Below are 12,632 nucleotides of genomic sequence, written 5' to 3' on the forward strand. Positions count from 1 at the left end.
GCCGTTTCCGGATCCGGTGTCCTTTCCTATCGTGAGGTCATCCCCCGAGTCAGGAGACGCCATGAACGTCCGAGTCCCCATCCCCACTGGCTCCTCGCAGCACACCGAGTCGACGGCAGAACGACCCGCCGTCGAGATCGCCTGCGAGCGCGTCGGCTTCGATCGCTACGTCGTGAACCATGACGTCCCCGTCGGATACGTCGACGTCGTGCCGCCGCTGTTCGTCTGCTACCTGGGCCACCCCTACCCGCGTGCCGTCGAAATCGCGCAGGTCTACGATTTCGACCGCGCTGTGGGTATCGTCAGTGCCATGGCCACCGGCTCCCGCAACCACGCCCTCGCCGGATGAGCGGCGAGATCTGGCCGGGAACCGCCTACCCGCTCGGAGCGACCTTCGACGGTCAGGGCACCAACTTCGCCCTCTTCAGCGAGGGTGCCGAGCGCGTCGAGCTCTGCCTCTTCGATGACGACGGCGCCGAGACGCGCGTGCCGCTGACCGAGGTCGACGCCTTCGTCTGGCACGGCTACCTCCCGACGGTGCAGCCGGGACAGCTCTACGGCTACCGTGTGCACGGTCCCTATGACCCGACGCAGGGACAGCGCTTCAACGCGAACAAGCTGCTCCTGGACCCCTACGCCAAGGCCGTCGCCGGCGAGATCGACTGGGGGCAGTCCCTCTTCGGCTACGACTTCGGTGATCCGGACTCCCGCAACGACGACGACTCCGCGGCCGCGATGGCGAAGAGCGTCGTCATCAACCCGTTCTTCGAGTGGGCGGGCGACCGCCCGCTCAAGACGCCGTACGCCGAGACCGTGATCTACGAAGCCCACGTGAAGGGACTCACGGAGCGGCACCCCGACATCCCGGAGGAGCTGCGCGGCACCTACGCCGGCATCGCCCACCCGGCCGTCGTCGAGCACCTCCAGCGCCTCGGCATCACCGCCCTCGAGCTCATGCCCGTGCACCAGTTCGTCAACGACTCGGTCCTGCAGGACAAGGGCCTGTCCAACTACTGGGGCTACAACACGCTCGGCTTCTTCGCCCCGCACAACGCCTACTCCGCCACCGGAGAGCACGGCCAGCAGGTGCAGGAGTTCCGCGCGATGATCCGCACCCTGCACGAGGCCGGGATCGAGGTCATCCTCGACGTGGTGTACAACCACACGGCGGAGGGCAATCACCTCGGCCCGACCCTCTCGATGCGCGGCATCGACAACGAGGCGTACTACCGGCTGGAAGAGGACAAGCGGTACTACACGGACTACACCGGCACGGGCAACAGCCTGAACGCCGGGAACCCGCACGCCCTGCAGCTGCTGATGGACTCGCTGCGCTACTGGGTGACGGAGATGCACGTCGACGGCTTCCGCTTCGATCTCGCCTCCACCCTGGCGCGCGAGTTCTACGACGTCGACCGCCTCGCCGCGTTCTTCGAGCTCGTGCAGCAGGACCCGGTGGTCTCGCAGGTGAAGCTCATCGCCGAGCCGTGGGACGTCGGGCCCGGCGGCTACCAGGTGGGCAACTTCCCGCCGCAGTGGTCGGAGTGGAACGGCAAGTACCGTGACACGGTGCGCGACTTCTGGCGCGGCGAGCCGCAGGCGCTCGGCGAGTTCGCCTCGCGCCTCACCGGCTCGGCCGACCTGTACGAGCACTCCGGGCGCCGCCCCGTCGCGTCGATCAACTTCGTCACCGCGCACGACGGTTTCACCCTGCGGGACCTCGTCTCGTACAACGAGAAGCACAACGAGGCCAACGGCGAGGACAACAACGACGGCGAATCGCACAACCGCTCCGACAACCTGGGCGCGGAGGGACCGACCGACGACGTCGAGATCAACCGGCGGCGGGCGCGGCAGCAGCGCAACTTCCTGACCACCCTCCTGCTGTCCCAGGGCGTGCCGATGCTCTCCCACGGCGATGAGCTCGGGCGCACGCAGCACGGCAACAACAACGGCTATGCGCAGGACAACGAGATCACCTGGATCGACTGGGAGTCGGCGGACCTGCCGCTGGTCGAGTTCACCGCGGCCGTCTCCCGTCTGCGCAGAGAGCATCCGACGTTCCGCCGCAGCCGGTTCTTCGACGGCCGCCCCGGGCATGCCGACGACGACAGGATCCCGGACGTGCTGTGGCTGCGTCCGGATGGCGGTCCGATGGCGCCGGAGGATTGGGATTCGGGCTTCGGGCGGTCGATCGGGATGTTCCTCAACGGGCAGGGCATCCGCGAGAACGATTCGCGGGGGCGGCCGGTCACCGACGTGAACTTCCTCGTCTACTTCAACAGCGGCGACGAACCGGTCGACCTCGTCATCCCCGATGAGCGCCACGGCGCGCAGTGGCGGATCGCGGTCGACACGACCGGAGAGCTCGCCCACGAACGGCCGCTGGCGCCGGGTGAGAGCGTGCCGCTGGACGGCAGGGCGACCCTCGTGCTCCAGGAGATCGACGGAATGCCGGTCGAGACCGACGACTCGGTCGACGCCTCGCTCCGCGTCCAGACCGGGCAGGCGGCGTCGTGACCGCCCGCCCGCTCTCCACCTACCGACTGCAGATCACCGAGGACTTCCCGCTCGACGCGGCAGCGGAGGTCACGGCGTACCTCGCGGAGCTCGGCGTCTCGTGGGCGTACCTCTCCCCGCTGCTCGCGGCCGTCCGCGGCTCGAACCACGGCTACGACGTCGTCGATCACGGACGCATCGACTCCGACCGCGGCGGCGAGGAGGGCCTGGAGCGCTTCGTCGCGGCCGCCCGCGCCGCAGGGCTCGGCATCCTGGCCGACATCGTGCCGAACCATGTCGGCGTCGCCGTGCCGCGCCAGAACGCGTGGTGGTGGGACGTGCTGCGGCTGGGCCGACAGACCCGCCGTGCCGCCGCCTTCGACATCGACTGGGCCGCCGGCGGAGGGCGCCTGCCCCTGCCGATCCTCGGTTCGGCGCCGACGGAGGCCATCGCGAACGGCGAGATCACGGTCGACACGACCGCGGCACCCGATGCTCCGGACGGCGTGCTGGCGTACTTCGACCATGTGCTGCCCCTCGCACCGGGCACCGCGCACCTCGCCGACGACCTGCCCGCCCTGCTGGCGGCTCAGCACTACGAGCTGCGGTTCTGGGAGGACCAGAACACCGACCTCACCTACCGACGGTTCTTCGCGGTGTCCGAGCTCGCCGGCATCCGGGTGGAGCTGCCGGATGTCTTCGCCGAGTCGCACCGGGAGATCATCCGATGGATCCGCGAGGGTCTCGCCGACGGTCTCCGGGTGGATCACCCCGACGGGCTGGTCGACCCCGGCGCCTACCTGGAGCGGTTGGCGGACGCCACGGGTCGGGCGTACACGCTGGTCGAGAAGATCCTGGAGCCCGGCGAGGCGCTGCCCGCATGGTGGCGTACGGACGGCACGACCGGGTACGACGCCCTCGCCGAGATCGACCGCCTCTTCGTGGACGGCAGCGGCGTCGGGCAGCTCGACCGTCTCGACGAGCGGCTGCGCGCCGAGACCGGCCTGCCTGCCGCTCCGTCATGGCACGACCTGATCCACGACACGAAGCGGATGATCGCGGACGGCCTGTTGCGGGCCGAGGTGCGCAGGCTGGTCCGCACCCTCCCGCACGGCATCGTGGACGCCGACGACGCGCTGGCCGAGCTGCTGGCGTGCTTCCCCGTCTACCGCTCGTATCTGCCCGAGGGTCGCGAGCACCTGCGCTCCGCGTTCACGGAAGCGCGCCGGCGTCGCCCCGACCTGGCGACCGCGTTCGCCGAGCTGGAGCCGCTGCTGTTCGATCCGCGTCTCGAGGTCGCCCAGCGCTTCCCGCAGGTGAGCGGGGCGGTGATGGCGAAGGGCGTCGAGGACACCGCGTTCTACCGGTTCACCCGGCTCGGAACGCTCACCGAGGTCGGCGCCGACCCCTCCATCGCCGCCGTGAGCGTCGAGGAGTTCCACCGCGCGCAGCATGCCAGGCTCGCCGCCTGGCCCCATTCGATGACGGCGCTCTCGACGCACGACACCAAGCGTTCCGAAGACGTCCGGGCCCGACTGGCGGTGCTCGCCGAGATCCCCGATCGCTGGGCCGAGGTGCTGCACGGGCTGCGGGAGATCGCGACCACCGGGCATGGTCCACTCGACGCTCTGCTCTGGCAGGCTGCGGTCGGGGCGTGGCCGATCCCGTCGGACCGTCTCCTCGCGTACGCCACGAAGGCCGCGCGGGAAGCGGCGGAGGGCACGACCTGGCAGCATCCGGATGCCCGCTTCGAGGAGGGTCTCGCGGCCATCGCGCGATCCGTCGAGGGCGATGCCGCACCGATCCTGGACCGCTTCGTGGCCGAGATCCAGGATGCCGGTCGCTCCAACTCCCTGTCCGCCAAACTGGTGCAGCTGACCGCGCCCGGAGTGCCGGACGTGTACCAGGGCAGCGAGCTGTGGGACCTCTCCCTCGTCGATCCGGACAACCGCCGCCCCGTCGACTTCCGCCTCCGGTCGCAGATGCTGCGGGAGCTCGACGCCGAGGTGGCGCGAGGCGTCCTGCCGCCGATCGACGACTCCGGGCGTGCGAAGCTGCTCGTCACGTCGAGAGCACTGCGGGTGCGCCGCGAGAACCCCGAGCTGTTCCGCTTCTACCGCCCCGCCGTCATCGAGGGAGCCGCCGCCGATCACGCCGTCGCCGCCCATCGCGGAGGGGTGACGTCGGTGGCGACGCGACTCCCGGTCGGATTGGCCCGCACGGGCGGATGGGGCGACACCGTGATGATGCGCCCCGACATCCCCGGGACGGATCTGCTCACCGGTCGTCGGATCGCTCCGGGTCCTGTCCGGCTCGCCGAGCTGCTGGACACGTATCCGGTGGCGCTGATCGAGCTGGCTCGATGACCGGGGGCATCCCGCCGATCGAGGTGTGGGCGCCCCGCGCCGGGCGGGTGCGACTGCGCCGGATCGCGGGCGACGGCACAGCGAGCGAGACGGAGCTGGAGCGCGCGGCGGAAGGATGGTGGCGCGCGGACGTCGTCCTCGGCCAGGGCGAGCGCTACGGATTCCTCCTCGACGACGACCCGCAGCTGCGTCCAGACCCACGATCGCGCCGCCAGCCCGACGGCGTGCATGAAGCCTCCGCGGCGTTCGACCCCGGGCTCTTCGCCTGGACGGACGCGACCTGGCCCGGACGTCCGCTCGCCGGCGGCCTGATCTACGAGCTGCACCTCGGCACGTTCACCCCCGAGGGAACGCTCGACGCGGCCGTCACCCGCCTCGACCATCTGGCCGACCTGGGCGTGACCCACGTGGAGCTCCTTCCGGTCAATGCCTTCAACGGACCCTGGAACTGGGGCTATGACGGGGTGCTCTGGTACGCGGTGCACGAGCCGTACGGCGGTCCGGAGGCGTATCAGCGCTTCGTCGACGCCGCCCACGCGCGGGGACTGGCCGTCGTGCAGGACGTCGTCTACAACCACCTCGGGCCGAGCGGCAACCACCTGCCGTCGTTCGGCCCCTACCTGCGTGAGGGCGAGAGCACCACCTGGGGTGATTCCGTCAACCTCGACGAGCCCGCCGTGCGGGAGTACATCCTCGACAACGCCCTGCTGTGGCTGCGCGACTTCCACGTCGACGGACTGCGCCTGGATGCCGTGCACGCGCTGCACGACCGGCGACCGCCGCACATCCTGCAGGAGCTCGCCGAGCGCGTCGATGCACTGGCCGCCCAGCAGGACCGGCCCCTCACTCTCATCGCGGAGTCGGACCTGAACGATCCGACGCTCATCCTCCCGCGCGAGGCCGGAGGATACGGGCTCACCGCGCAGTGGTCGGACGACTGGCATCACGCCGTCCACGTCGCCCTCACCGGAGAGACGAGCGGCTATTACTCGGACTTCGCCGCGGAGGACGCCCTGAGCAAGGTCACGGAGCGCGGGTTCTTCCATGATGGGACGTTCTCCTCGTTCCGCGGACGCGCGCACGGAGCGCCGATCCCGGCGGAGGTGCCGACCTGGCGTCTCGTCACCTTCGCGCAGGACCACGACCAGGTCGGCAACCGTGCCGCCGGCGACCGGCTCTCGGCCTCCCTCTCCCCCGACCGGCTGGCCGTCGCCGCGGTCCTGACCCTGACGGCACCCGGCACTCCGATGCTCTTCATGGGGGAGGAGTGGGGCGCCTCCACGCCCTGGCAGTTCTTCACGTCACACCCGGAACCGGAGCTCGGTCGCGCCGTCGCCGAGGGGCGGGCCGCGGAGTTTGCCCGCATGGGGTGGGACCGGGATGCCGTGCCCGACCCGCAGGACCCGGACACCTTCGCGCGGTCGCACCTCGACTGGGAGGAGGTCGGCGCACCAGGCCATGCCCGGCTGCTGGCGCTGTACCGCGACCTCGCCCGACTGCGGCGGGAGCGACCCGAACTCACCGATCCGGTTGCGGCGCACACCACCGCCGAGGTCCGCGACACGGACGGAAGCCCCGAACGGCGGGTGTATCGCTTCCGCCGCGGGGGCCTGTCGGTGCTGGTGAACCTCTCGGCGCAGTCGACCTCTTTCGACGTGGAACCGGAAGCGGACGCGCTGCTCTCGACCGCGGCACTCACACGCGACGGTGGGACCCTGACCCTGCCCCCCGACAGTGCGGCGATCGTGGCCCCGACTCCATCCTGATATGCCGCCTGCGCGGTGCTAGCGTTCTGCTATCAGGAGGACGCCATGGCAACTGTGACCATCCGGAATCTCAGTGACGATATCGTCGTCGCACTGAAGGAGCGCGCGCGACGCAACTCTCGTTCGATGGAGGCCGAGGTGCGCGATCTCCTCACGCGCGTAGCCCAGGAGGCTCCGAGCGCATTGGAAGCCGTGCTCGCGGAACAGGTGGCGCGAGTCCACCGGTGGTCACTTCCCGCAAGCGATGTCGTGGCATGGGTCGAGGCGAACCCGGAGACATCCGAAGAGGAGAGAATCCGCGAGGAGTGGGCGATCGAGCGGCGGGCCGAGCGACGAGACCCTCTGTGCGACGAGAGCATCCGAGACCCCTGGGAAGACGATGCTCCTGCTTGACACGAATGTCCTGATCCGCATCAGGCAGGTGCGCCTTCCCGAGGACCGGGTCGTCGTCAGCGCGCTTTCCTACGCCGAGCTGTGCTTCGGCATCGAACGTGCGACCGACGCCGACACGCGCCGGATGCGTCAGGGCGACGTCGCTCAGCTCCGCAGCATCTTCTCCTCCGCCTGGCTGCCGTTCGACACGGCCGCGGCGGAGTCCTACGCGCACCTCGCCGCGAGCGTCGTGAAGCAACGCCCAGCCCACGCGCGGAGCACAGACATCATGCTGGCCGGGCATGCTCGAGCGCTGGGAGCGAAGCTCCTCACCTTCAACGCAAAAGACTTCGAGCTCGTGGCGGAAGAGGTGGAGATCGTCACGCCGGAATGGCGCTGATCCGACGAATTCAGCCGCGCGCGGCCCACCACTCACGCAGGCGCTGCTCGGCCACATCCTCACCGAGCACGCCCTCGTCGAGGCGCAGGTCGAGCAAGAACTTGTAGGCCTCGCCGACCTCGCGGCCCGGGCTGATGCCGAGCACCTGCTGGATACGGTTGCCGTCGAGCTCGGGACGGATCGAGTCGAGCTCCTCCTGCTCCCGCAGAGCCGCGATGCGCGATTCGATGTCGTCGTAGGCGGCGGCCAGTCGGCCGGCCTTGCGCTTGTTCCGCGTCGTCACATCCGCGCGGGTGAGGATGTGCAGCCGCTCCAGGAGGTCACCGGCGTCGCGGACGTAGCGGCGCACCGCGGCATCCGTCCACGCCCCTTCCGCGTATCCGAAGAAGCGCAGGTGCAGCTCGATGAGCGTGGCGACCGCGTTCGTCGTCTCGGTGTCGAAGCGCAGGGCCTGCAGGCGCTTGCGGGCCATACGCGCACCGACCACGTCGTGGTGGTGGAACGTCACGACGCCGCCCGCTTCCAGCTTCCGGGTGCGGGGTTTGCCGATGTCGTGCAGCAGCGCGGCGATGCGCAGCGGAACGTCGGGCGCGGCCCCGGGGTGCCGGGAGTGCTCGAGCTCGATCGCCTGGCTGAGGACGGTGAGGGAGTGCTCGTACACATCCTTGTGGTGGTGGTGCTCGTCGACTTCGAGGCGCAGCTCGGTGATCTCGGGCAGGAACTCGTCGATCAGGCCGGTGTCGACCAGCACCCGGATGCCGCGCACGGGGTCGTCCGTCTGCATGAGGCGCACGAGCTCGGACTGGATGCGCTCGGGACTCACGATCTTCAGGGTCTCGCGGAGCTCGGCGATCGCCTCGGCCGTCGCCTCCTCGACGCGGAAGCCGAGCTGGGCGCTGAAACGCGCCGCCCGCAGCATCCGCAGCGGGTCGTCGCCGAACGAGACCCGGGGATCGGCGGGGGTGCGCAACACGCCGGCGATGAGGTCTTCGACCCCGCCGGTCGGGTCGACGAGCTTCACCGCGGGAACCTGCAGGGCCATGGAGTTGACCGTGAAGTCGCGGCGGACGAGGTCGCCGTCGATCGTGTCGCCGAACTCGACGGTCGGCTTGCGGGTCACGCCGTCGTAGCTGTCGGCGCGGTACGTGGTGATCTCGACCTGCTCCCGCTGCACGCGCGCGCCGATCGTGCCGAACGCGCGGCCGATGTCCCACTGCGCCGTCGAGACCGGGGTGACGATGCGCAGGATGTCGTCGGGCGAGGCGTTCGTGGTGAAGTCGAGGTCGTGCGTGTCGCGCCCGAGCAGCGCATCCCGCACCGGCCCGCCCACGACAGCCAGATCGAAGCCCGCCTGCTCGAACGCCGCCGCGAGAGTGCGGACGACCGGATTCTCGGCGAGCGCACCGAGACGAGCGAGGCCGTCAGCCATATTGAGCATGGTTTCCAGCGTACCCGCGCCCTCACTCCCCTCCCGTCGAGGAGTTCACCCGGCCTTCGCCTCGGGGTCAGGTCCTCGTCATCCGGCTTCGATGGGCTGGATGCGCCCGTGCGGCTCCGCACGAGAACCCACCCCGAAGGACTGACATGACCTCCCCCTCCCCTGCGGTGCGGTGGCGGCGTCGCGGACTGACATCCGTCGCGCTCCTCGCCGTGCTCGGCGGCGCCGTCGTCGCCCCCGCGGCCCTCGCCGCCCCCGACCCCGACGTGCCGACCGGCTCTCTGATCACCGGCGACACCGCGTGGCACTACCTCGACGACGGATCCGACCCGTCGCCCGCACCGGCGGCTCTGCGCGACTGGACCCTCCCCGCCTACGACGACAGCGCGTGGAAGACCGCCCCGGGATCGTTCGGCGCGAAGGGCGGGAAGCTCGCCCCGGTCGGCCCTCAGACGCCGAAGACCCTCCTGAACCACTACCTCGACGGGACGGCGGCCCCGACGGTCCCGACCTACTTCTTCCGCACGACCTTCGAGCTGGAGGCGGGCGTCGCCGAGCAGGTCGCTGCGCTGCAGAGCACCGTCACCTACGACGACGCGCTCATCGTCTGGATCAACGGCGAAGAGGTCGCCCGTTACGTCGACGGACGCATCACCGACACCGCCAACGTCGAGTACGCCGGTGACTCCAACGGCGACCCGCTCACCAGCACGTTCAGCGCCGAGGGCGACCTGCTGCGCGACGGCACGAACACGATCGCGGTGTCGCTGTTCCAGGACCGCGCGACCAGCTCAGACATCTACTTCGACATGTCGTCGCTCACCCTGGTCAAGGCATCCGAGCCCGGCAGCCCGGTCGTCGCCCCGCCCACCCGGGTGATCCTCACCCCGACCGAGCAGCCCACCGTCTCGCAGTCCTTCTCGTGGCTCGCCGGCGATGCCTCGCACACCGTCGGCCAGGTCGAGATCGCGCCCGCGGCCGGCGGGGAGACCCGCACGATCGACGCCTATGACGCCGGCGTCGTCAACGGCAACCTCAACAAGCACTTCTCCGCCACGGTGACCGCCCTCACCCCCGCCACCGAGTACCGGTACCGGGTCGGTCTGCCCGGCAGCTGGAGCGACTGGTTCACGTTCCGCACCGCAGACCCGAACGCGACCGACTTCCAGTTCATCTACTACGGCGACGCCCAGATCGGACTCGACACCACGTGGCCGAGCGTCGTCAAGCAGGCTGAAGCCAACGCCCCGCGCTCCATCGGCTCCGTGCACGCGGGCGACCTGATCAACACGTCGAGCAACGAGAACGAGTGGGTCAACTGGTTCAAGGGCATGAAGGACTCGGCCGTCCGCACCAACGTGATGGCCGCCCCCGGCAACCACGAGTACTCCGGCGACAAGCTGCTCACGGCCTGGAAGGCCGCGTTCGAGTACCCGCACAACAACCCGTCGACGAGCACGATCGGCGAGCTGGCCGACCTCGCCAAGGGCGACTCGGAGGTCGCGCAGCAGTACCGCGCGTTCTTCGACCACTGGAGCTCGTTCGCCGCCGAGACGGCGTACTACACCGACTACCAGGGCGTGCGCTTCATCACGCTGAACGCGACCCGCGACACGACCTTCCTCACTCCGGCGGGGCTTCCCTCGTGCACGGGCGAGGAGTGCCCGTCGAGTCAGATCGCCGTCCTCTGGACACGCTTCCAGGCCGCCTGGCTCGATCTGCTGCTGCAGAACAGTCCGTCCAAGTGGAACGTCGTCACGTTCCACCAGCCGGTGTTCTCGGCCTCGGCCGGCCGCGATGAGCCGGTACTCCGCGCCGAGTGGCTGCCCGTCTTCCAGCGCAACGACATCGACCTCGTGCTCATGGGCCACGACCACACCTACGCCCGCGGATACGTGAACACGGATGCGACGGAGACCCCCGGTCTCACCTCCGGCCCGGTGTACGTGGTGTCGAACTCGGGCGCGAAGCACTACGACCTCGAGACCGCCGAGAAGAACGTCTGGACCAACAACGGCGCCACCCAGGTGCTGCGCGGCGAGGGTGTCACGACGTACCAGGTCATCGACGTCTCGAAGGATCAGCTCGTGTACCGCTCCTACCTCGCGGAGAAGACCGCGTCGGCTTCGACCGACCTTCCCGTCGGCGCGGTGTACGACACGTTCACCGTGACGAAGTCCGACGCCGGCGAGAAGTGGGTCACCGAGGCCGGCGTGACCCCGCCGGTCATCGAGGAGCCGGAACCCGAGACGCCCGCGACGGTTTCGCTCGGGGCCGCCACGGTCGTCGCCGGCGGCACGCTCTCGGTGTCGGGCGACGGCTTCACGCCAGGGGCCGAGCTGAAGCTCGAACTCCGCTCCGACCCGGTGTCGCTGGGCACGGTCACCGCGGCGACGGACGGCACGTTCTCCCGCACGGTCGCGATTCCGGCGGAGACCCCGGCGGGGACGCATACGCTGGCCGTGATCCTCCCCGACGGCACGGAGGTCACGACGCCGGTCACGGTCACCGCTGCGGCGGGCGGCGGTGCCGTCGCCCCCGGTCAGGGCGGCTCCGGCGGCGCATCCACCGGATCTTCGGACGGAGACCTCGCCGCGACCGGAGCCGACAGCATGCCGTATGTGATCGCGGCTGTGGTGCTGCTCGCCGCCGGCCTGGGCCTGTTCGCCCTGCGTCGCCGTCGGCAGCACGCCGTCGCCGAGGCTCCTCCCGCGGACTAGTCCCTCGCACGCCCTGGGCGCCGTCGGCTCCCCCGGCGGCGCCCCGCCCCTCCCCCTCCCCCCGTGCGCTTCCCCACGCGCTCCCGCCGCTCTTCCCCACGCTCTTCCCCCCACGCTTCCCCACGCACAACTTCGGAGATCGGTCGCGACACACCGCAGCACCGCCGGTTCCGGCCGGCGTGTCGTCTCAGATCTCCGAAGTTGTGCAGGCGGACGGGCGCGAGGCGGACGGGGCGTCAGGGGCGAAGGCGGGTGAGGAGCAGGCGGGCGGTGACGGCCACGGCGGCGGTGAGGGCGACCCAGCCGAAGGCCGTGAGCAGCGCGACGCGGAATCCGGTGAGGTTGGCGTGATTGACCGCACCGTGCGCCACACAGGCGACCGCGAATCCGGCGAGCGCGATCAGCGGTCGCGCCCAGCGTCGGCGCATCGCCATCGCCAGTCCGAACGCCGCCCCGGTCCAGATCGTGAACGCGGCATGGGTCGGAGCGGTCGCCGTGCGCACGATCCAGCTGCCGATGCCGTAGCCGAGGTCGTTCGTCGCGATGTCCGAAGCGATCGCGGCTGCGTCCTCGATCCACCCGAAACCGACGCCGACGAGCGCGCCGACCATCGCCCCGAACAGCACACCCCGGAGTCCCGCGCGTCGAGCGAGCAGCAGCACGGCGAGCACACCCACCCCCTTGGCGAGCTCCTCGACGAGCGGAGTCAGCACCCACGAGCTCGGGATCGCCTCGCGCAGCACGTTCTGGTCGTCGACGTAGACCACCACGTCGGAGACCCAGGCGCCTCCCCAGGCCGCGAGGAGGGCGGCACCGCCCGCGCCCCACACCACCGCGAGCAGGGTCGGAGTCCAGGCCCGCAGCCCCCGTGGTGCCAGCCACCGCGCCGCGAACATCGTCACGACCGCTGCGGGCGCGACCGCCACGAGGCAGAGGAGCAAGACGGGTCCGCTGTCCCCGCTGAAGAGCAGGACCGCGCCGAGCAGAGCCGCGAGGAAGGCGGCGAACACCACCGAGGGTCGGGCCCAGGGCCGGGCGGGATCCGTGGTGAGGATGGCGGGCTGCATCCGT

General features: G+C 70.3%; 9 protein-coding genes. 7 read left to right on the forward strand and 2 right to left on the reverse strand.

The genetic code is table 11. The annotated features are described in order from the left end of the window. Positions 1-61 precede the first annotated feature (61 nt). The 6 genes from CSX12_RS18255 to CSX12_RS18275 are packed head-to-tail and all read left to right on the forward strand — an operon-like array spanning position 62 to position 7,403. On the forward strand, positions 62-349 hold the full coding sequence (locus CSX12_RS18255; protein WP_124896742.1) for a hypothetical protein: 288 nt from the start codon (positions 62-64) through the stop codon (positions 347-349). Continuing rightward, a complete protein-coding gene (glgX, locus tag CSX12_RS18260) occupies positions 346-2,520 on the forward strand; it encodes a glycogen debranching protein GlgX (RefSeq protein ID WP_124896743.1) in 2,175 nt (724 codons plus the stop codon). Before CSX12_RS18255 ends, glgX begins: the two co-directional genes overlap by 4 nt. Next, complete coding sequence (gene treY, locus CSX12_RS18265) at positions 2,517-4,865, forward strand: malto-oligosyltrehalose synthase (RefSeq protein ID WP_124896744.1); 2,349 nt, start codon at positions 2,517-2,519, stop codon at positions 4,863-4,865. The genes glgX and treY overlap by 4 nt, the downstream gene beginning before the upstream one ends. Further along, the gene (gene treZ / locus CSX12_RS18270) at positions 4,862-6,631 is read left to right on the forward strand and encodes a malto-oligosyltrehalose trehalohydrolase (protein ID WP_124896745.1); all 1,770 of its coding nucleotides are present in this window, start codon (positions 4,862-4,864) and stop codon (positions 6,629-6,631) included. The genes treY and treZ overlap by 4 nt, the downstream gene beginning before the upstream one ends. Before the next feature lie 45 nt (positions 6,632-6,676). Then, positions 6,677-7,024, forward strand: a complete 348-nt coding sequence (locus tag CSX12_RS18565; protein WP_017203831.1) for a hypothetical protein — start codon at positions 6,677-6,679, stop codon at positions 7,022-7,024. Continuing rightward, positions 7,011-7,403, forward strand: a complete 393-nt coding sequence (locus tag CSX12_RS18275; protein WP_164479606.1) for a PIN domain-containing protein — start codon at positions 7,011-7,013, stop codon at positions 7,401-7,403. The genes CSX12_RS18565 and CSX12_RS18275 overlap by 14 nt, the downstream gene beginning before the upstream one ends. Before the next feature lie 10 nt (positions 7,404-7,413). Here the strand turns inward: CSX12_RS18275 and CSX12_RS18280 are convergent, their stop codons facing one another. Beyond that, a complete protein-coding gene (locus CSX12_RS18280; protein ID WP_124896747.1) occupies positions 7,414-8,841 on the reverse strand; it encodes a CCA tRNA nucleotidyltransferase in 1,428 nt (475 codons plus the stop codon). Between the two features lie 146 nt (positions 8,842-8,987). Here CSX12_RS18280 and CSX12_RS18285 point away from each other — a divergent pair, with 146 nt between their 5' ends. Beyond that, positions 8,988-11,561, forward strand: a complete 2,574-nt coding sequence (locus CSX12_RS18285; protein ID WP_124896748.1) for a fibronectin type III domain-containing protein — start codon at positions 8,988-8,990, stop codon at positions 11,559-11,561. A gap of 236 nt (positions 11,562-11,797) precedes the next feature. Here CSX12_RS18285 and CSX12_RS18290 read toward each other — a convergent pair whose 3' ends face one another. After that, positions 11,798-12,628 (reverse strand): PrsW family glutamic-type intramembrane protease, encoded by an 831-nt coding sequence (locus tag CSX12_RS18290; protein ID WP_124896749.1) that lies wholly within the window; start codon positions 12,626-12,628, stop codon positions 11,798-11,800. Between the last annotated feature and the right edge of the window lie 4 nt (positions 12,629-12,632).

The sequence above is a fragment of the Microbacterium sp. Y-01 genome, from assembly GCF_003856715.1.
Taxonomy (GTDB): domain Bacteria; phylum Actinomycetota; class Actinomycetes; order Actinomycetales; family Microbacteriaceae; genus Microbacterium; species Microbacterium algeriense.